The 18,855-nt window shown below is 53.8% G+C and carries 15 protein-coding genes; 6 read left to right on the top strand and 9 right to left on the bottom strand.

Features of this window, described 5'->3' with window-relative positions:
- Positions 1-125: 125 nt before the first annotated feature.
- Positions 126-1,388, top strand: coding sequence for a maltoporin (locus tag ACX8ZY_RS21785; protein WP_022624645.1), 1,263 nt, complete (start codon positions 126-128; stop codon positions 1,386-1,388).
- Positions 1,389-1,471: 83 nt separating this feature from the next.
- Here the strand turns inward: ACX8ZY_RS21785 and ACX8ZY_RS21790 are convergent, their stop codons facing one another.
- The 6 genes from ACX8ZY_RS21790 to ACX8ZY_RS21815 form a co-directional block, all read right to left on the bottom strand.
- Positions 1,472-1,795 (bottom strand): glucose PTS transporter subunit EIIB, encoded by a 324-nt coding sequence (locus ACX8ZY_RS21790; RefSeq protein ID WP_010259145.1) that lies wholly within the window; start codon positions 1,793-1,795, stop codon positions 1,472-1,474.
- A 506-nt stretch (positions 1,796-2,301) separates the two neighbouring features.
- Complete coding sequence (locus ACX8ZY_RS21795) at positions 2,302-4,377, bottom strand: beta-galactosidase (protein WP_418795454.1); 2,076 nt, start codon at positions 4,375-4,377, stop codon at positions 2,302-2,304.
- A 41-nt stretch (positions 4,378-4,418) separates the two neighbouring features.
- On the bottom strand, positions 4,419-5,612 hold the full coding sequence (locus ACX8ZY_RS21800; protein ID WP_187512064.1) for a glycoside hydrolase family 53 protein: 1,194 nt from the start codon (positions 5,610-5,612) through the stop codon (positions 4,419-4,421).
- A 3-nt stretch (positions 5,613-5,615) separates the two neighbouring features.
- Positions 5,616-6,467 (bottom strand): sugar ABC transporter permease, encoded by an 852-nt coding sequence (locus ACX8ZY_RS21805; protein ID WP_010259151.1) that lies wholly within the window; start codon positions 6,465-6,467, stop codon positions 5,616-5,618.
- Between the two features lie 10 nt (positions 6,468-6,477).
- The gene (locus tag ACX8ZY_RS21810; RefSeq protein WP_158132217.1) at positions 6,478-7,785 is read right to left on the bottom strand and encodes a carbohydrate ABC transporter permease; all 1,308 of its coding nucleotides are present in this window, start codon (positions 7,783-7,785) and stop codon (positions 6,478-6,480) included.
- Positions 7,786-7,826: 41 nt separating this feature from the next.
- Positions 7,827-9,047, bottom strand: a complete 1,221-nt coding sequence (locus ACX8ZY_RS21815) for an extracellular solute-binding protein (RefSeq protein ID WP_459261257.1) — start codon at positions 9,045-9,047, stop codon at positions 7,827-7,829.
- A 325-nt stretch (positions 9,048-9,372) separates the two neighbouring features.
- On the opposite strand from ACX8ZY_RS21815, the gene ACX8ZY_RS21820 reads away from it, so the two are divergent.
- A complete protein-coding gene (locus ACX8ZY_RS21820; RefSeq protein WP_052271250.1) occupies positions 9,373-10,491 on the top strand; it encodes an ABC transporter ATP-binding protein in 1,119 nt (372 codons plus the stop codon).
- Positions 10,492-10,734: 243 nt separating this feature from the next.
- Here the strand turns inward: ACX8ZY_RS21820 and ACX8ZY_RS21825 are convergent, their stop codons facing one another.
- Both ACX8ZY_RS21825 and ACX8ZY_RS21830 read right to left on the bottom strand, forming a co-directional pair.
- Positions 10,735-11,334 carry a hypothetical protein gene (locus ACX8ZY_RS21825; RefSeq protein WP_421665429.1) on the bottom strand — a complete coding sequence of 200 codons (600 nt, stop codon included), beginning with the start codon at positions 11,332-11,334 and terminating at the stop codon, positions 10,735-10,737.
- A gap of 30 nt (positions 11,335-11,364) precedes the next feature.
- Entirely contained in the window at positions 11,365-11,706 is a 342-nt protein-coding gene (locus ACX8ZY_RS21830; RefSeq protein ID WP_010670649.1) for a hypothetical protein, read from the bottom strand.
- Between the two features lie 401 nt (positions 11,707-12,107).
- Between ACX8ZY_RS21830 and ACX8ZY_RS21835 the strand changes: the two genes are divergently transcribed.
- From ACX8ZY_RS21835 to ACX8ZY_RS21850, 4 genes are all read left to right on the top strand, one after another.
- Positions 12,108-12,545: a DUF2628 domain-containing protein gene (locus tag ACX8ZY_RS21835; RefSeq protein ID WP_158132214.1), complete on the top strand. Its 438-nt coding sequence runs from the start codon at positions 12,108-12,110 to the stop codon at positions 12,543-12,545.
- 358 nt (positions 12,546-12,903) lie between these two features.
- A complete protein-coding gene (locus ACX8ZY_RS21840; RefSeq protein ID WP_158132213.1) occupies positions 12,904-14,781 on the top strand; it encodes a M48 family metallopeptidase in 1,878 nt (625 codons plus the stop codon).
- Positions 14,782-14,916: 135 nt separating this feature from the next.
- Positions 14,917-15,885, top strand: coding sequence for a YiiG family protein (locus ACX8ZY_RS21845; RefSeq protein WP_062759322.1), 969 nt, complete (start codon positions 14,917-14,919; stop codon positions 15,883-15,885).
- Positions 15,886-16,132: 247 nt separating this feature from the next.
- Positions 16,133-17,650, top strand: a complete 1,518-nt coding sequence (locus tag ACX8ZY_RS21850; RefSeq protein WP_158132212.1) for a hypothetical protein — start codon at positions 16,133-16,135, stop codon at positions 17,648-17,650.
- A gap of 196 nt (positions 17,651-17,846) precedes the next feature.
- On the opposite strand, the gene ACX8ZY_RS21855 is transcribed toward ACX8ZY_RS21850, so the two are convergent.
- Positions 17,847-18,737, bottom strand: a complete 891-nt coding sequence (locus tag ACX8ZY_RS21855) for a LysR family transcriptional regulator (protein WP_199267458.1) — start codon at positions 18,735-18,737, stop codon at positions 17,847-17,849.
- Positions 18,738-18,855: the final 118 nt, after the last annotated feature.

The raw sequence follows: 18,855 nt of genomic DNA on the forward strand, positions 1-18,855 counted from the left end.
TACAAATACCGCCACTTTATTTGCAGTGCATCACACATTATCGCGATTTTGTTTGTCACCCATCTGACAAAAAGCGTTAACTGCCGCTGTCATGTGAACGTATTACAAATAAAATTGAGGATAACATGGAAACAAGGTTACGTACTGCTGCTGTGGCGCTCGCTGCGGCCCTGACCTCCCCGACGCTCTATGCTGCTATCGACAACATTGATTTCCATGGCTATCTGCGTGGTGGCGTTGGCGTATCGCAGGATGGCGGTATTGAAGAGTATCAAAAGAACAAGATTGGCCGTCTCGGCAATGAAGCCGACACCTACGGCGAGGTTGAGCTGGGCAGCGAAGTCTACAAAAAGGATGACGTCAGTTTTTACGTCGACACCATGGTCAGCATGTTCTCCGACGGTTCTAACGATAACGAAACCACCTTCGGTGACGATGCGCAGTTTGGTTTGCGCCAGCTCAATCTGCAGATTAAAGGGCTGGTGCCGGGTGACAAGAATGCGGTGATCTGGGGCGGTAAACGTTACTACCAGCGTCACGATTTGCACATCATTGATACCAAATACTGGAATATCTCCGGCTCCGGTGCGGGTATCGAAAATTACACTCTGGGCCCGGGCGCGATCTCCTTTGCCTGGATCCGTGGCGATGCCAATGACGTCGATTACCGGGTCGATGGCGATAACGACGTCAACATTAACTACCTGGATCTTCGGTATGCTGGCTGGAAACCGTGGAGCGGCGCCTGGACCGAGTTTGGTATTGATTACGCCATGCCGAACACGACTAAAAAGCAGGAAGAGTATGGTGGCCTGTATGATGCGGAAAACGGCGTTATGCTCACCAGTGAAATCAGTCAGGATATGTGGGGCGGCTATCAGAAACTGGTGTTCCAGTACGCTAACAAAGGCCTGGCACAAAATATGATTTCACAGGGCGGTGGCTGGTATGACATGTGGAACGATACCCGCGATGCCACCGGATACCGCGTAATCAATACCGGCCTGCTGCCGATCACCGACAAGTTCTCCCTGAATCAGGTCTTTACCTGGGGTTCAGCGGATGACGTCACCGCGCAGACCAGCAAAAGCACCCTGCTGTCGCTGGTGGGTCGTGGTCAATATCAGTTCACGCAGTATGTCCGCGGCATCGGCGAAGTGGGTAGTTTCTGGCAGAAAGATGAGAACAAAGTGGGCAGCGACTACAAACAGGCGGGTCAGAAATATACGCTGGCGCTGGGTCTTGCAGCCGGTCCCGAATTTATGTCACGCCCGGAACTGCGTCTGTTTGCCTCTTACCTGAATGACTCAGAAGACGGACACAGTTTCCAGGACAACACCAGTAACAACACCTGGAACTTCGGCGTACAGGTCGAAGCCTGGTGGTAACCAAGCAGTCTCCTCATTGTGATCATTGTTAAGCTCTTATGCAGGGGCTTATTTGGATAACCGGCGACGGTTATCCATTTTTTTTACTCCGGCTGAAGCGGCTTAAAGAATCGGGCTTCCAGCAACTGACGCAGCTGGTCGGATTGCGTACCAAAGATGGCATGAACTTCCTGCCCCAGAATCACCACGCCAATCGCCCCCGCCTTCTGTAATCCTGCCGTATCTACCGCCCTCAGCGATGTCACTTTCACCCGCAGCCGGGTTAAACAGGCGTCCACCTGCTGAATATTTTCACGCCCGCCGAAGCATTCTACAAGACGCTCCAGCAGCGCACTGTCTATCTCAACCTCTTCCGCCGTCAGCGGCTGCCGACTGAAATATTGCTTAAACGATTTCAGACTCACCATGTTGTTCTCCTCCAGATAATAAAAAGGCGGGCTGCTGCCCGCCACTCACGACTGATAAACGAAAACGAGGGGGAATGGCTTCAGGGCACTCACAGAAAATACACTCTTCCTGCCCTCAAACCCTATTCCTCTGCCACAAAGTCCGCAATTAAAGCCACGGCAGAACTTCCCACACACAACTCTCATGCTCAAAGCTCAGCCTGCCAACAAATTTAACCAAACCTGCTCATTATCCACAGTTCCCGCACCCTCCTGCCACAGACAATGCCCAAACTCAAAGCGATGGGGGCATATGCCTGGAGCAAAGCATCACGGGCCACGGACAAAAACGCCGGGAGCGTTTTTGAACAACGCAACGCGTTGGCCCGGGAACGGGCGCACCTCAGGGATGAGGTGCGTAATTGCCCGTGCTGAGCTGGCAGGGATGCCATCTTTTGCGTCTTTGCGGAAGGTACTGGCCCCCTGAGCCGATGCTAAACCTGCCAGCAAACGGCATTAAACTAACGTCAAAGGCTTGCGCCTTCAGTTAGCATCACACTCAGAACGCGACATCCCCACGGCGCCAGCACCAGCGATTCCCCCACAACCGAGCCATCGATCAAATCGCTGAGCCCAGCAGGCAACGACAGCTGCTGCACCTGACCGGTAAAATTCTGCACAAAAAGAAACGCCTGTTCGCCATCAGTGCGCCGCTGAACGACCACACCCGGTGGCAGATCAATCGCCAGCGCGCGCGGCAACGCCAGCTGCTTAATCAACGCACCATAAAAATCCCGCTGGAACGACAGATCATTACGCGACGCGATATACCAGGCTTTGCCCTGACCCACGCGATTCACCGTCACCGCCGGGGTACCGGCATAAAAATCGCTCTCGTAACTGGCCAGCGCCGTTGCCCCTTCCAGATGAATATGCTCGCAAAGCTCTCGCGCCTGATAAGGCCCACTCAGACCCAGCTCATTGCCGCGCACCCCGCGTACGCCATTGAATTCCTCATCAGTCAGACTATCGATCTCTTCTGACCAGATGCCAAGCAACGGCCGCAACGGCCCCGGGAAGCCACCGGGATAACACAGATCGCTCTCATTCACGATGCCGCTCCAGTAGCTGGCAACGAAATGCCCGCCCCGCTCAAGATGCTGCTCCACCCGCGCCGCAAAACCATCCCGCACCATATACAGCATCGGCGCAATCACCAGATCGTAACCACTGAGATCGCAGTCGCCGTTAATCACATCCACCGCCACGCCCTGCTCCCAGAAAGCACGATAGTGCTCGTTCACTGTGCGCTCATAATGCAGTCCGAGATTGCGCGGCCCCTGCGCATTATCCATCGCCCAGCGACTCTCCCAGTCGAAAATAATCGCCACCCGCGCCTCAACCCGGCTGCCCATCACCGGCGTCATCGCGGCCAGCATCCGGCCCAGCTCACTCACTTCACGACCGGTGCGCGTATCAAGATGACCCACATGATCGACTACTGCGCCATGAAACTTCTCGACCGAACCCCGGCTCTTACGCCACTGAAAATATTGCACCGCGTCCGCACCATGGGCCACCGCCTGCAGTGACGACAGAATATGCATCCCCGGCTTCTTCAGCTTGCTGGTCGGCTGCCAGTTGGTGGCGCTCGGCGTCGACTCCATCAACACGAAAGGCTTGCCCTGCTTCAGGGTGCGCATCAAATCGTGGTACATCGCGGTATAACAGGCGAGCGTGGTCTCATCCTTCTCGTTATGCCACATCGGGTAGCTATCCCAGGAGATAAAATCGAGCGCCGGTGCCAGCTTCCAGTAATCGTAGTCGTAGAAATATTCCATAAAATTGGTGGTCGCAGGCAGATCGGGATTGGCCTGCTTCAGCGGTTTAATCTCCTCACGACAGAAGTCAGTAACCTGATCGGTCATAAACCGCCGCCAGTCCAGATTCAGACCATGAATCGACATCTCACCCTGTGGCGCTGGCGACACAATCTGTGACCAGTCGCTGTAGGTATGACTCCAGAAATCACTCCACCAGGCGAGATTCAGGTTCTCCAGCGTCTCATATCGGCGCTGCAACCAGCTGCGAAACGCCTGCTGACAGCGATCACAATGACATTCTCCGCCATACTCATTGGAAATATGCCAGCCGAGCACCGCCGGATGATGCGCATAACGCGCCGCCAGCCGGCTGTTCATCGCCTGCACTTTCTGGCGATACACCGGCGAGGTCATGCAGTGGTTATGACGACCACCATGCAGAGCCGGCACGCGATCGCGCCCCACACGCAGCACCTCCGGATACGCCTGCGACATCCAGGCTGGCCTGGCCCCGCTTGGTGTAGCAAGAAACACAGAAATCCCCTGCAGCCAGAGCGTATCAATCACCTCATCCAGCCAGCCAAATTCATAGCGCCCCTCTTCCGGCTCCAGCTTCGCCCAGCTGAAAATACCCACCGACATAACGTTACAGTTCGCCTGCTTCATCATCATGACGTCGTCATCAATAATGCCCGGCTGGTGCGCCCACTGTTCGGGATTGTAGTCAGCACCATGCAGCAGCCGGTTAACCCGGGCGCTGAGCGGGGGAAATTTATTCATACCTGTTCCTCAGAGGTAGACATCAGCGTTTGCGCTAATGGTTAATGAAAAACCTGCAGCGAAGGCAGCGCCTTGCCGTGACAGTCAAACAGCGCCTGGTTTTCGCGGGCGTTACCCTGTTTCCATTCGTCGTGGATATATTTCATGCCAGCGGGCGTCGCCCAGGTATTGCCGGGCGCAGGGATCCACGCCGGTTCCCAGTAGACGACACCCTTGCCGCGATGGTCCGGCACCGCCAGCACCGCTTTAATCAGGTCATGCAGATAAGCCGCCTGGCCCGCTACGCTGCCGGGATAGCCGCCCGCCTGCTCCTCTTTGGCCTGGAAACTGTTCTCCGCGCTATCGCAGTTTTCCAGCGTGTAGCCGTAGGCCGCTTCCACCACCATCACGTCTTTGTCATAGCGCCGGGAGATATCATCCATGTTGGCTTTCAGGGCGCTGATGGGGCCGTTCCAGTAGGTGTACATCGACAGGCCAATCACATCGAATGGCACATCACGCTTAACGATCTCGTCAAACCACCAGCGAAACGTGTCGTTCTTTGTGCCCTCAGCCAGGTGCAGCATGATCTTCACCTGATGCGGGTCGCTGAGATTCTCACGCACCCCGCTGATCCCGGCTTTCAGCAGACCGGCCAGCCGATCGAACTCACCGCCGTTCTGGCCCCAGCTTTTGCCTTCCGGCCAGAGCATGCCACCGTTGAGTTCATTGCCAATCTGCACGATATCCGGCATCACACCTTCCGCTTTGAAACGGGCGATGGTGTCGCGGGTGTAGTCATGAATCTGGGTTTCCAGCTGCGGAAAAGGCAGCGACTGCCAGGCTTTGGGCTTGAACTGCTTGCCTGGGTCTGTCCAGAAGTCGCTGTAGTGGATATCCAGCAGTAGCTTCAGGCCCGCCGCTTTAACGCGCTTCGCCAGCGCCAGCGTGGTCGTCAGATCGTTGCCGCCACCACCGTAGGTCTGACCGCTGCCGTCGCGGGGATCCACCCACAGCCGCAGCCGTATGGTATTGATGCCGCTGGCTTTCAGGATGGCGATGGCATCCTGCTGCTGGTTATCTGCGTTGTAGAATTTCGCACCCTGCTTCTCCAGTTCAGCCAGCGATGAGATATCCGCACCTTTGATAAAATCGGCTGGCCACGGCCCGGCAGAGCCGATGACAGGCTGATCGGCGGCGAGCAGCGGTGTCGCCCAGGCCAGTGCCAGGGCGAGAATCAATGTTTTTGGCGTCATGATTTATCCTTTAGTACTGCCTGAGGCCAGGCCAGAAACGAAGTATTTCTGCAGGGCCAGATAGAACACCGCCACCGGCACGGCGATCAGCACAGCACCGGCGGCATAGGTGGTGTAACTGGCGCCCATTTTTTGCGACACCAGGTTATAGAGGCCAATCGGCAGCGTGAACTGCTCTGGCGTTCGCAGAATGGTGCTGGAGAGGATGAAATCACCCAGCGGGCCGGTGAAGGAGAACAGCGCCACTACCGCCAGGATCGGCTTCGACAGAGGCATAATGATCTCAACAAAGATGCGGAAGTTGCCCGCACCGTCCATGCGCGCCGACTCATCGAGATCTTTGGGAATCGAGTCGAGATAACCCTTCATCAGCCAGGTGTTCATCGGGATCATCCCGCCAACGTAGATCAGCACCAGCGCCAGATGGCTGTTGATCAACCCCAGCAGCTGCGACAGCACGAAAATCGCGATCAGCGCCGAAAACTGCGGGATCATCTGTAACAACAGAAACAGCATTAGTCCGTTCTGCCGCCCCTTGAACCGAAAACGGGAAAAAGCGTAGGCGGTACAGCTGACGCTGATCAACGTCAGCACCATGGTCAGGAAACTGATTTTCATCGAATTCCAGTACCACGTCAGGTAAGGCACCGTGCCATTGAACAGGTCGCGGTAGTGCTGCAGCGACGCATTCTCCGGAATGATCGAACTGCTGAGCAGGCTGTTACCTGCATTCAGGGATGCTCCTACTGTCCAGACCAGCGGATAGATAATGATGGCCGAGACGGCCAGCACCACCAGCCAGGTCAGCGACAGGCGTATCCACCTTTCGCGTTTAATACTGCCGGACTTCGCCATAACTGCTTCCTTACGCCATCTCATCTTGTTTAAACGACCGGGTCGCGCGGAACTGCCACAGCGCCAGACCTACCACGAAAATCGACAGCAAAATGGTGATAGTGGCGGCGATAGCATATTGCGACGACGACATGGTGAGCTTGTAGATCCACGACACCAGGATATCGGTTCCTCCGGCATTCGACCCCGCCACCGCCGGACCGCCGTTGTTAAACAGATAGATGATGTTGAAATTATTAAAGTTGAAGGTGTATTGCGTGATGATGATCGGCGCAATGGCGTAGAGCACCAGCGGCAGCGTGATGGTTTTCAGCCGCGTCCAGGCACTGGCACCGTCCATGATCGCCGCCTCATAGAGATCGTCAGGGATCGCCTGCAGGACGCCGGTAGTCATCGCAAACACAAACGGGAAACCGAGCCAGGTCTGCATCATAATCAGCGCGGTTTTGGTCCAGAATGGATCGGTCATCCACGCTTTAGGTGCAATGCCAAAGAAGTCGAGAATAGCGTTGTTGATCACCCCAAAGCTGTCGTTGAACATTCCGGCGAAGACCAGAATGGTGACGAAGCCCGGCACCGCCCACGGCAGAATAAAGATGGTGCGGATCAGCGGCTTAAAGCGCAGGTCTTTCTGATTGACCAGAATCGCCAGCATGACGCCTACGGTGCACTGCAGCGTAGTAGCGAGCAGTGTCCAGACCACCGTCCATTGCAGCACGTCAAAGAAGGTGGAGCGCCAGATCGACAGGGTAAAAATGTTGATGAAGTTTTTGAACCCCACCCAGTCCACCAGCTTCGCCGGTGGCGTGTGATAGAGGTTGTAGTTGGTGAAGGCGATGGCGAAACCGAACAGAATCGGAAACACCACCACAAACACCAGCAGAATAAAGCTTGGCGAAATCATCAGATAGGGGAAGCCATCGCGCAGCAGTAACTGATACTGCTGGCGCACGCTGTTCAGCTGCTGACCCTTGTCGCGCCTGACGCCATTGACCCAGGCGTCGCGCATTGACACTCCCCAGACCGCCACGCCGAAGGCGGCAATCAGTACGCTGATAATGCCCTCTGCCAGCAGAAAAATGGAGTTATCACGCGGCACCGATTCGCCCAGCGTATAGAGCCCCCAGAATCCCTCACGCAGAAAATCGTGGAAGACGCCGGTAAAACTGCTGAGCAAAATCAGAAAACAGAGCCCTTTAGCCCACTGGCGGTGGTAAAACTGGCCGAAGCCAGGCAGCAGTGCCAACAGCGCACCGGAGGTCGCATGACGACGCGGACGCTTAGCCGTCACCAGATTTTCATCGGAAGATATAGCCACACCCTGATCCTTATCCTGTACGGTTATCCCGTGAACCTGCATTACTGGTTGCTGGCCTGCATCGCTTCAATCTGCATGGTGATCTGCTTCACTGCATTATCCAGTGCCGCTTTTGGCTCCTGCTTGCCGGATACGCTCAGCTCCAGCGCAGCATTGGCTGGCCCCCACACTTCCTGCATTTCCGGCACGCCAGGCATCGCTGACGCACGCGCCGCCTGCACCGCGACCGCGTTGGCCTTCTCATCATCTTTGATAATCGGATCGTTCATCATCGCGGTGACCGGTGGGATCTCCTGGGTTTTCTGATAACGCTCTTTCACGTACTGCGGCTGGTTGATGAAGGTGAGGAACTTCTGCGCCAGCGCCTGATCTTTACTCCAGGTAGAGACCACATAGCCTTTGACGCCCAGGAAGGAGCTCATCGGCTTGCCGTTAGGCAGCAGCGGCAGCGGTGCCACGCCATAGTTGATTCCGGCAGCCTGATAAGGCTGGAATGCCCACGGCCCATTGATCACCGCCGCCGCTTTCTTCTCGGTAAACAGCGAATCGATGGCGTTGAGGCCGTTGTCGCCCATGATGCCGCCTGGCAGCAATCCTTCACTGAAGAAGCGCTTGAGATAAGTCACCGCTTCAACGCTGCCCGGGGTGTTCAGACCGATATCCTGAGTGTTAATTGCGCCTTTGGCGTCTTTGCCAAAGATGTAAGAGCCCATCGGAGCCATCACACCCCAGCTGTAATAAATCTGGTCAAACTTAGCGAGCAGGCCATACTGCTTCGCCTCACGCTGCTTCTGGGAGAAGGCACGGTATTCCTCCAGCGTTTTCAGTGGCGACGGCAGCAGATCTTTGTTGTAGATCAGCACCAGCGTTTCCACCGCTTTGGGTACGCCGTAGACCACACTGTTCTGTGTGAAAGCCGCCATTGCTGAGGGGGTGTAAGCGCTCTGCTCTGCTGCATCAATTTTCAGCGGTGCCAGTAATCCCTGTACGACCGCGCTACCGAGCTGGTCATTAGGGATCACCAGGACATCCGGGCCAATACCCGCCGGGCCATCCAGACGCAGCTTCTCAATCTGCTGTGCAAACGGCATCTCCTGAACTTTCACTTCAACGCCGAACTGTTTCTGAAAATCGGCGATCGCCGTTTTGATGCCGTCTGATTTTTTAATGTCTTCCCAGACGGTAAGTTGCTGAGCGGTCCAGGCGGATTGATTAAGCATCAATGCGGAAAGAAGTAGCGTAACGCTGATTTTGATTTTCATTACTGGCCTCGTGTGAAGGTATGACATTTTAAGCTGTCATTTGCTGATGTTCTTTTTTCAGGCACATGCTGAACAAGGAATTATTGAGCATATGAAGTGTGAATAACGTATCGCATTTGAGCCATACGCTACGCGGAATGCGCACCACGCTCCAGCCCGTTCGCATCAATGTGTGATCGCTATTACAGAAATCAAAATCAGCGGTAGGGCGCACCCTGGCGGAACGATATAGTCAGCGCAGGCACCATCAGGGCTGAGGTGTAAAAAGACAAACTGTTATACGTCGTACATTTTAGCCGACAAATCCCTTGCCACGAGGATCAGCATGTCCAGCATCAGATTGAGAAACGTCACCAAACGCTTTGGTAAAACAGAAACGCTGAAAAATATCGCGCTTGATATTGAGGCCGGTGAGTTTGCGGTCTTCGTCGGTCCGTCAGGCTGCGGTAAATCCACACTGCTGCGGCTGATCGCCGGGCTGGAAGAGATCAGTGACGGTGAGATTTTGATTGGTGATGAGGTCATGAATGATGTCGCACCCTCGCACCGTGGAGTGGCAATGGTGTTTCAGTCTTATGCGCTTTACCCGCATATGACGGTAGCGGAAAATATCGGTTACGGACTGAAGGTGAACGGCCTGCCGAAAGCACAGATTCAGCATCAGGTAGAGATGGTGGCGAAGACGCTACAGCTTGCGCATCTGCTGGATCGTAAACCAAAGCAGCTTTCCGGCGGTCAGCGTCAGCGTGTAGCCATTGGTCGCGCAATCGTGCGAAATCCCCGGGTGTTTATGTTTGATGAGCCCTTATCGAACCTGGATGCGGAGCTGCGTGTCGATATGCGGCTACACATTGCGAAGCTGCACCAGGAGCTGAAAACCACCATGGTCTATGTGACGCACGATCAGACGGAAGCAATGACGCTGGCCGATAAGATTGTGGTCATGAACTACGGCAAGGTTGAACAGGTGGGTTCACCGATGGCGCTCTATTACAACCCGATTAACCGCTTTGTCGCCGGTTTTATCGGCTCACCTAAGATGAACTTCCTGCCTGCGCGCGTGGAGCAGTGCGGCCCTGCTGGCCTTGTCGCCCTGATCAATGACGGCGAACATCGGCTGCAGCTCCCCTCGCCCATCCGCCAGTTGCAGCCTGGTGATGAGATCACGCTGGGTATCCGGCCGGAGCAGTTGCAGATCAACGGCGATGCGCCACTGAATATCAACTTCCACTGCGAAGTGGTTGAGCGACTTGGCAACAACACCTATCTGTTTGGTCAGAGCCACGGCCACGACGGCTTCAAGATGCTGCTGCCCGGCGATGTGCATTTCCGTCCTTATCAGACGCTGCGCCCCACCTTCCATCCGCACCATTGCATGGTATTTGATGCTGAAGGTGCTCGTATCAGCGCGGATATAGCGATGCCGCAGGTTCGCGCAGCCTGAAGTAGATGTTTGCATAAAGTTAACGAGAGGCCGGAGACGGCCTTTTCTGTTTTCAGGCCTGGCATAACGCCTGAAGAAAGAGGCAGGAAAGGGGTTTGCGTGCAAGCCGTGATGACGCGCAGAAGCGTCAGCCTGTGCATTGTTCAGACAAGGCATTGCAGGTGTGTTCTGAGTAAACTCATGAACCCCACCGGCAACCCCTTATCCGGGTCGATCAGCTAACCGGGCTTAGCGACTGAGGCCTTACTTACCGAGGATATTGTTTACTGCTTTCAGGTGGCCAGCCTTGTCTTTGTGGTTTGAAATCACCTGAATAACGGTGAATTTCTGGTTGGCGACCGCCAGCAGCGTCGCCTGTTGCACATCGTTGCCACCCATTTTGTCGGTGGCTTCAATATGATAGACCGGCAAACCGTTGGTATTTTCAGTTTTCTCACTGATCACCGTATAAGAAGGTGAAGCCTGCTTCTGCTTGTCTTTGATAGACTTCCCGCCTTCAAGAAAATCAGCGTCACTGCCACCGCGCGCAATCAATGGGATCTCTTCTTCGCCAATGATCAATACGCGTTTTTCCTGCTTGTTCACATACATGGTGCCTGGTCCGCCGCCCGGCACAGGCTGCTTTTCATAGCCCTGCAGTTTGAACGTCTGTTTGCCATCCAGCAAAGAGATCGTCTGAGTCTGCGTGTTTGCAGCTGGTGCTGTCTCAGCGGCTGATGCCATCAGAGAAGTAGCCCCGATGGCAGTTGCCAGGCAGATCGCACCCATAATGTTTAATGATTTTCTTAATTTCACCATGAACTCCTTCGTATTGATGATATTTCCATTTCGCTGATACAGCATCAGTATGGCCTGTATCAGTGATGTGAAGTGTTATCGGGTCAGGTCGTAAATACAGATCCCTGAGCCGAGCAGAAACAGAATAATCGGCCAGTAGAGAACGGGAATAAAAAAGAAGTTGTGGGTTTTTTCGGGGGCCATCATTGGCTGGCTTTTCGTTGCTTGTGCAAGGGAGTCCAGCCATTTTTCCTGCCGGAGCACCCAGACAAAGGCCGCACAAAAAAGGGCAGAAACGATCAGCGTAGCCCCTGTCGCCCATAGATGGGAGACAAAGAAACCGTCGTAGTAATAAATATCTAACAGCCATTTACACAGGAGGTAGGCGGCAGAAATTAATACTGCGACGAAAAAACCCACTCCGCTCCATGCGATCATCTTTATATCCTTCTAAGGTGTGAGGAACGAGGAATATTTTTTTTGAAAATTAACATATTTTTATCATTGTGGCGATATTTTCTTTGGTGCTAATATCAATTACATCCAGCGCAGGAGATGTCCGGTCTGTGTATTTTTCACATTACTGATTCTGATGGATTTATTTTCAAATATTGTTGTTTAACCTGAATCCGGCACCCGTGCAGCTAATAGCGCACCCAGGGTGTAGCATGGCTTTTTGTACCGTACCGATATTATTTTCGTGCGAATTAAGGCGGCTTCCCTGTTTTTAAAATTCGTATGCGCTGTTCTGGCGGTCGATAAGCACCATTCATGCGGCTGTCATCCGTCTGAAACAGTGTCGGTCTCTGTAGTTTTCTGCGCAGGATATTGAGGTAATCATGAATCAACCTATTGAAAATTATAATAAAGTAAACACGACCAAAGAGTACAGTGCGAAATGGCAGACCCGCTTTGATTTTTTCGACCTTCATGGTGCTCCCAGTACACCAGGCTTCAGACAGGCATTGAAACAACTGCCTTTCAGGCAAAAATTAAAAGTGAACATGAATTTAATTGCCTTCCTTTTCGGCCCGATTTATCTGTTCGTACTCGGCCTGTGGAAGAAGAACATCATGCTGATTTTAATTATGGTAGTTGTTTATACTATTCTGATCATCGCCTTAGCGATAGCGGGCATGGAATTTCCACGGTATCTTCAGGTTGGCCTGGGCTATGGTTTTAATGCCCTGTACGGCATGAGCACCAATTACAGTTATTACCTGAAAGAGAAAAAAGGCGATAACGGCTGGAATCCCTTCAAAGGGATGCGCTGGTAATTTTTTCGCACCGCTCTGATGGTAAAATATAGGATTATGGTGTATCGGATGCAGACAGATGGCGGGGATTAGCCCTCGGTCAGGAGATCGGACACAATAAGTGATGAGCACTAACTCAAATTAGTGCTGTCGTGGCAGAACCACCGGAAGCCGCCACAAAAATAACCTGACGGAAAAGGAAAAAATCGCCGAAAATATCCGTCTATACCTTTTCAAAACGGGTTCAGGCTGGCTTATAATCGCTCTGCAATAATTATAATATCGTGAAGCTCGCATAAATGTTTCCGCACCGTTTAACCGGGGCCAGGATATTCTTTTCGGAATTTCCTGATAGCAGCAGCTTCTCCCTTTCATAGACATGCAGGAAGTTATTATTTTGAATACATTAACGGAATTGAAAAAGGGTTATCTAAAGGTATTTTTCTGGCTGCTGTTCACACTGTTTCTCGTCCCTGTCATTACCCTGTTTTTTGCTGAATATGGCAACAAACAACTTGATCAGCAATACACGCAGTTCTTCATGGACGATGCGCGGGAACAACATCAGGATACGGACAAACTACAGGCGTTTCTGCAGCAGAACCCGCCTTCCAGTGTCTGCGGCCCGGTAGATGAAAATCTGCAGGATTACAAAAACGCCGTCTGCGAACCGCAATCCGAACTGTGGCAGTTCTACATGATGGATAAAGTGGCATTCTGGACACTGATCGGCAGCGGCGCTGTCCTGCTGATGGTGCTGTTGTTCAGTGCGCTGGCCTTTAAAAGCCGCCAGGGACAGGTTATCAGTCTGGCGCTGGCCCGCAAGTTCCTGATGCTGGCCTGTTCGCTGGAAGTCATGGTACAGGGCGGCATGCTGGTATGGCTCTCATTCTGGGGCACCGCCTTCTTCACGCAGACCTACTATCCCAAACTGGTGATGGCAGTAGGACTGCTGGTGCTGGCCGGTATGTATTACATGATTAAAGGCATCTTCAAAAAACTCCCACCGGAAGAGAGTATTGAAGGCGAAGTCGTGACCCGCGAAGCGGCACCGGCACTCTGGTCACAGATTGATATGCTCGCCGCCAGAGTGGGCACCACGCCACCCGATCATATTGTTGCGGGTATCGACACCAACTTCTACGTGACCGAAGCTCCGCTGAACGTGAATGGGAATCCGCTCACCGGCCGTAAGCTCTATGTCAGTATTCCGCTCCTGCGTCAGCTCACCGTTGCGCAGGCTGATGGCGTGATGGTCCATGAGCTGACCCACCTGCATGAAGGCGACACCGCCTCCGGCGCATTACTGGGACCGAAACTGCATCGGTTTGATCTCTATATGCAGCTGATGGGTCAGAATGTGGCCACGCTGATCGTCTTCTATCCGCTCTATCTTTATCGCATGCTGTTTGAACTGGCGTGGCAGCGTAACAGCCGTGAACGTGAGTTTGTCGCGGATCGCAATGCATCAACGCTGGTCTCCCCTGCCGCGATTATCGAATCACTGATCAAAGTATCTGCGTATGCCAGCTACCGGAATGAAGTTGAACGAAACTTCTTTAATAATCAGACACTGCACGAAAATGAACTGGGGATCAGTAAAGCTATTGCTGCCGGTCTGCCAGAACATGTCGCCTCTCCGAACTTTATCAGCGTCATCCGTGAGCAGAATGTGCCGCACCCGTTTGATTCACACCCGCCTCTGGCGGAAAGGATGCGTAACGTAGGGTATGAGATTAACGAAGCTGACTATGCAGCCATCGCCGCCGATTTCCCGGCCCAGAGCTGGGTCGATCTGATGCCGGTTGCCAACGAGATTGAACAGCAGTTGTGGCAGAAATATGAGCGCGACTTCTCTTCTGTGCATGAAGAGAGCCTGGCCTGGCGCTATCAGCCTGACGGTGAAATGGAAACCGCGCTGGTGCTGAAGCATTTCCCCAATGTTCCTTATACCCTGAAAGATGGCTCGCAGATCGTCATCACCTGGCAGGGCATCGTGTCGCCGAAAACCGGCGAAGTGCTGGAGTGGGATAACGTTAAAAACATCAACGTCATTCGTAGCTTCGGCCGGGATAAGCTCTACGTGCAACATGTGCAGCCAAACTCGCAGGGAAAAAAACGCAGTGAGATCCCTCTGCCGGGCCTGAAAAAGGAGATTGAAGCCTTTAAAAACACCCTCGGCTATTACTGGCATCGTCATCAGACAGTCAGGGCGTTGCTGAAAGAAGAAACGGCGGCAGCGACGCAAAGCGCATAACCCGTTTGTCATCGGCTCCCTCCTCGCAGCTGAAAAGGGAGCCAATGCGAACATTTATTTTCATTCTCTATTTCTGACCACATAAATAAAGGAACGATTGTGTTTAAAAGAGCAAGCAGGGCCATGATACCCGGGATGCTGTTGACTGCCCTTGTGCTGCCGCTGGCAGCATGTGACAACAGTGACAAAGCGGATGCAAAACCCGCCCCGCAGAGTCAACCCCAGGCTGTTGCGGAGGATAGCGCTGCGCAACTCACCACAAAATTAAACGCCTATGTGGGTTGCTTTAACACTACGGATGGATCGGTTCGCGATAGTGCCCTGCGCTATGTGAGCTGGATGGCGAATGCTGAAAAGGGGCCAACCGGCAAAGAGCGCAGCGTCAACGTACTGGGCGAGGTCACGCCTTATGAACTGGAGAGCTGCACTAAAGCCATCAACCAGGCATCGAAGGCCAAACCGACGTTACCGGCGCTGGATGCTGCAGCAACACAGTATCTGGCGGATTTAACGACATTGCAGCCGCTGGTTTCGCAGGCTCATCTTTACTACAGTCAGGAAGATTACAAGGATGATGGCTTCGCGAAAGCCAAACAAATGCATCCGCCACTCATGAAGGCGTTTAACAGCTTTATGAAATCCAGCGACCAGTTCGGTGCCGAAGTTGAAAAAGAGAACAATGAGGTCGTTGCTGCGCAACTCGTTGAGATTGAAAAGTCTGAGGGCCGTCATAGTCGCTACTACCGCCTGGCATTAGTCACACAGGCCAAACCGCTGGCGACCCTGTTTACCTCTTCCGCTCCCGACGTGACAGAGATGACAAAAGCGATTGATGCTTACAGTACGCTGCTGAGTGAGGCAGAAAAGGCAACGGCCAGCGAAGCGGGCAAGCCATTAACCTGGTCCATCTTCCAGGATAATGCCGGAACCTTCCTGAAAGACTGCAAGGATCGCATGCGTCGGATTCGCGATAAAACACCTTACAGCACGGGTGAGCAGAGTCTGCTGAAAGGAAGCGGCAATTCAGGCTGGATGGTATCGGGTTCACCGATGCGTGTTTTAAAATCCTATAACGAACTGGTTGAGGCCGGTAACCGCCTGTAAGCTGAATACCTGCCCCGCATGCCTCCGGGCAGGCTTCGTCAGTCGGGCTGCTGCGTGCAACCCGACTGACGCTGTCACCTGCCGCGAAAAAAAAATAAAAATGTTCACGCGCCAGCATTTCGTTAAAACGTTATGCCAGGCTAGTGTGCTGGATGGATCTGAGATCCGTGGCAAAGCGCACCCCTGAGCAGGATGCGCGCTATATCAGATTTTCTGACTGTAAAATTTTTGACTGAGAGGAGCGAGAGTGCAAGCAAAGGTCGGCGATATCTACAGCGTGTATTCCCCGCAGTTGCAGCAGTACGTCGCCTGTCAGGTGACACACCTCCAGCAGCCTGCTAATGCCAGAGGTAAAGTCCTTGCAGCCATACTCCAGCTCGACTGGGCAGGTGATCATTTGCCTGACAGGGCGGAAGCCAGCCGTATGCAGCCTTTGCGCTGTAGCTACTATTTTGTCAAAGACAGCTTCGATCACGGTTATGTCTCCGCCAATGTCCCACCGGGACATGTATTAATTGCCAACCTGCCGCCGCTGGCAGATCAGGAAGTAAACGCCTACAAGTTCGGCTGGGACGTGGGAGAGAGTCTTGTCCGTCAGCGAAACTGGGAGAAGATCGACCCGGCCAGCCGTGCGCGGTTCAAGGCTGCTTCAGGCGCGCACAACGTGGTTGTCGGCGGCCACACACTTCGCCAGGACACCACCCGTATCAATGACCACCTCCTGCAAACCCTGACCGATCTCTCTGAACTGGATCGCCTGCCCTGCCTGATGACCATCGAAACCCGCCATGGCACCCCGGAACTGATGGCCTATATACAGCAGCATGACTTCATTAATGAGCTGCACTGGCAATCCGCTGTCGTCAGCGAAATCGATGTCGGGGCGACCCGTCTGTCGCGTTTTATTCTGAACCCTGAAGGCGTCAGCTGCGTGCGTCTGAATCCTGATCTCTCCCTGCTGTCACTCACCGCAACGCCTTCTTCAGGCTTTCAGGTAGCGGCTGATCAGGAGGGACGCAATCTGTGCCTGCAATGTTCGCAGACTTTGCCTGTGCTGCAGGGTATTGACCGGCTCAGGGCATTGTCACTGACAGGCGTTAAAGAGATTGACCTGGCGCCAGTCGTTGAGCGCTTTACCTGCTTAACTGAGCTGCGCATCTGGGGAAATCCCGGCGTAGCCAGCAATATGCATCGTATTGCCGCACTGCCACAGCTGCAGATGCTGACTTTCTTCAACCTGTTTGGCTTCAGCGCGGCTGACTTTCCCTCACCAGAAGCGTTGCCCAATCTCTCATGCCTGTGGATGACCAGCGTCCCGCTTGACGTAATCAGCTCTGTCAGAACCGCTTATAAAAAGGCGACAACTCAGGGGTTGGATCTCTCGCTGAGTAAAGCGCGCAAGCCGGAATGGCTGGCTGAGAATCTGCACAATCCGTTCCGGGACTGGGATGGCCGCGAACATATTTCGGCCACTTATGCCAAAAAAGCAGCGCTGGCTTACAAAAACCTGCGGGCTGCCACGAACAACATCGATAGCAGCATGGATGTGGCGAGCCTGCTAACTGCCGCCGTAACCGCCTACACCGAAGCCTTTAATCTCATCGACCGGCGTTCAAAGGCGATTGAGACGGTCGAGCGTGAGGAGATCTACAGCGTGCTGTGCGATGTTCTGAACCCGCTGGAGAAGAAACTGGGCGAGCAAGGCGCCACGCTTGTGGATCAGCCTCGGTTGTATCAGCTGTTCGACCAGTTACGCGAATTCTGAGCCATCCCGATGATTCAGGCGTGTTCCGCCACGTCAGAAAACCGTTGTTCGCCCCGATCACCTTATGCGGCAAAGCGTTAAGACGCGAGTTGAGAAAGGATCGCGGGCAGGAGAGTCTGCCGATCTCTCTTTCCCGGCCAGCCATTCTGCTGTTTATGATCGGGTAACGGCGGTTAAAGTCAGCTGTGCAGTGGGATTATCCGGAGATATTACCCTGTCCTTTACGCAGTCCGTTCAGGAGTGCCTGCGTCGCGCCAGAAGCTTTTCCGGAAGGCGAACAAACCAGCCCGAATTCCCGGTGCAGAGGCGGGATGACCGGCATCACTGACAGGCCGCGCCGTTCCGCTGGCAGGGCTGATTCCGGCACCAGCGCGACACCCATGCCTTCACGTACCAGCATGCAGGCGCTGATCCAGTCGCGGACTTTTACGCGCACGTCAGAGAGGTGGAATCCTGACTGTTCCATCAGGCTTTTGCCATTAACGACGCATCCGCCTGTTGCAAGCACAAAGGGCTGGTCTGCCAGTTCCTGCAGGGTTATACCGTTCGCGCCTGACTGACCGATGTGCGGAGCGCTGGCTGGCATGACGGCGACCCAGGCGTCTTTTCCCAGTATCACCTCAGCACGTCCGGGTGCCGGGTTCATTACCACCCCCAGTTCAACGGTGTCTGCTGCAAGCCACTCCTCAACTTCTTCATCCGTCCCTTCCAGCACCACCACTTCCATGCCCGGATGCAGACGCCGGAAGTTACGCAACAGGCCAGGCAGGAGAGTGGACGTCACAGAGGGAAAGCTGGCAAGCCGAATGCGTCCGCCCTTTAAACCCCGGCTCTCATCAGCCAGCACGCGGATCGCGCTGAACTGCGACAGCATAATTCTGGCATGTTCAATGACCTGCTCTCCCAGCGCGGTAACACCGATGTGCCGGCGCTCACGCACGAATACCGCGAACCCGAGTGATGACTCTAACTGGGCGATAGCCTGGCTGGCACCGGACTGTGTCATGCCTGTCGTTTCAGCAGCACGCGAAATATTGCTGGCATCGGCCACCGCCACCAGCAAGCGCCAGTGCAGAAGATTCATCATGGTTATCAGTAGCTCAGCTAATAGTTAACTTTGAAGCATTAATTTTACAGAATTCTCTGCGTTAAGCACAGTCTGTTCCGTAACGACAAAGAGAATCTCACATCGCTTTCAATGTTAA

Source organism: Pantoea sp. XAF26B01_ASV70 (genome assembly GCF_054512635.1).

What these genes read in the sequence shown, in the direction of transcription:
- ACX8ZY_RS21785 (WP_022624645.1), top strand. Translation starts at nt 126, where the DNA reads ATGGAAACAAGGTTACGTACTGCTGCTGTGGCGCTCGCTGCGGCCCTG.
- ACX8ZY_RS21825 (WP_421665429.1), bottom strand. Translation starts at nt 11,334, where the DNA reads ATGCTGTATCAGCGAAATGGAAATATCATCAATACGAAGGAGTTCATG.
- ACX8ZY_RS21845 (WP_062759322.1), top strand. Translation starts at nt 14,917, where the DNA reads ATGCTGTTGACTGCCCTTGTGCTGCCGCTGGCAGCATGTGACAACAGT.
- ACX8ZY_RS21820 (WP_052271250.1), top strand. Translation starts at nt 9,373, where the DNA reads ATGTCCAGCATCAGATTGAGAAACGTCACCAAACGCTTTGGTAAAACA.
- ACX8ZY_RS21815 (WP_459261257.1), bottom strand. Translation starts at nt 9,047, where the DNA reads ATGAAAATCAAAATCAGCGTTACGCTACTTCTTTCCGCATTGATGCTT.
- ACX8ZY_RS21830 (WP_010670649.1), bottom strand. Translation starts at nt 11,706, where the DNA reads ATGATCGCATGGAGCGGAGTGGGTTTTTTCGTCGCAGTATTAATTTCT.
- ACX8ZY_RS21840 (WP_158132213.1), top strand. Translation starts at nt 12,904, where the DNA reads ATGCAGGAAGTTATTATTTTGAATACATTAACGGAATTGAAAAAGGGT.
- ACX8ZY_RS21800 (WP_187512064.1), bottom strand. Translation starts at nt 5,612, where the DNA reads ATGACGCCAAAAACATTGATTCTCGCCCTGGCACTGGCCTGGGCGACA.
- ACX8ZY_RS21855 (WP_199267458.1), bottom strand. Translation starts at nt 18,737, where the DNA reads ATGATGAATCTTCTGCACTGGCGCTTGCTGGTGGCGGTGGCCGATGCC.
- ACX8ZY_RS21805 (WP_010259151.1), bottom strand. Translation starts at nt 6,467, where the DNA reads ATGGCGAAGTCCGGCAGTATTAAACGCGAAAGGTGGATACGCCTGTCG.
- ACX8ZY_RS21795 (WP_418795454.1), bottom strand. Translation starts at nt 4,377, where the DNA reads ATGAATAAATTTCCCCCGCTCAGCGCCCGGGTTAACCGGCTGCTGCAT.
- ACX8ZY_RS21790 (WP_010259145.1), bottom strand. Translation starts at nt 1,795, where the DNA reads ATGGTGAGTCTGAAATCGTTTAAGCAATATTTCAGTCGGCAGCCGCTG.
- ACX8ZY_RS21835 (WP_158132214.1), top strand. Translation starts at nt 12,108, where the DNA reads ATGAATCAACCTATTGAAAATTATAATAAAGTAAACACGACCAAAGAG.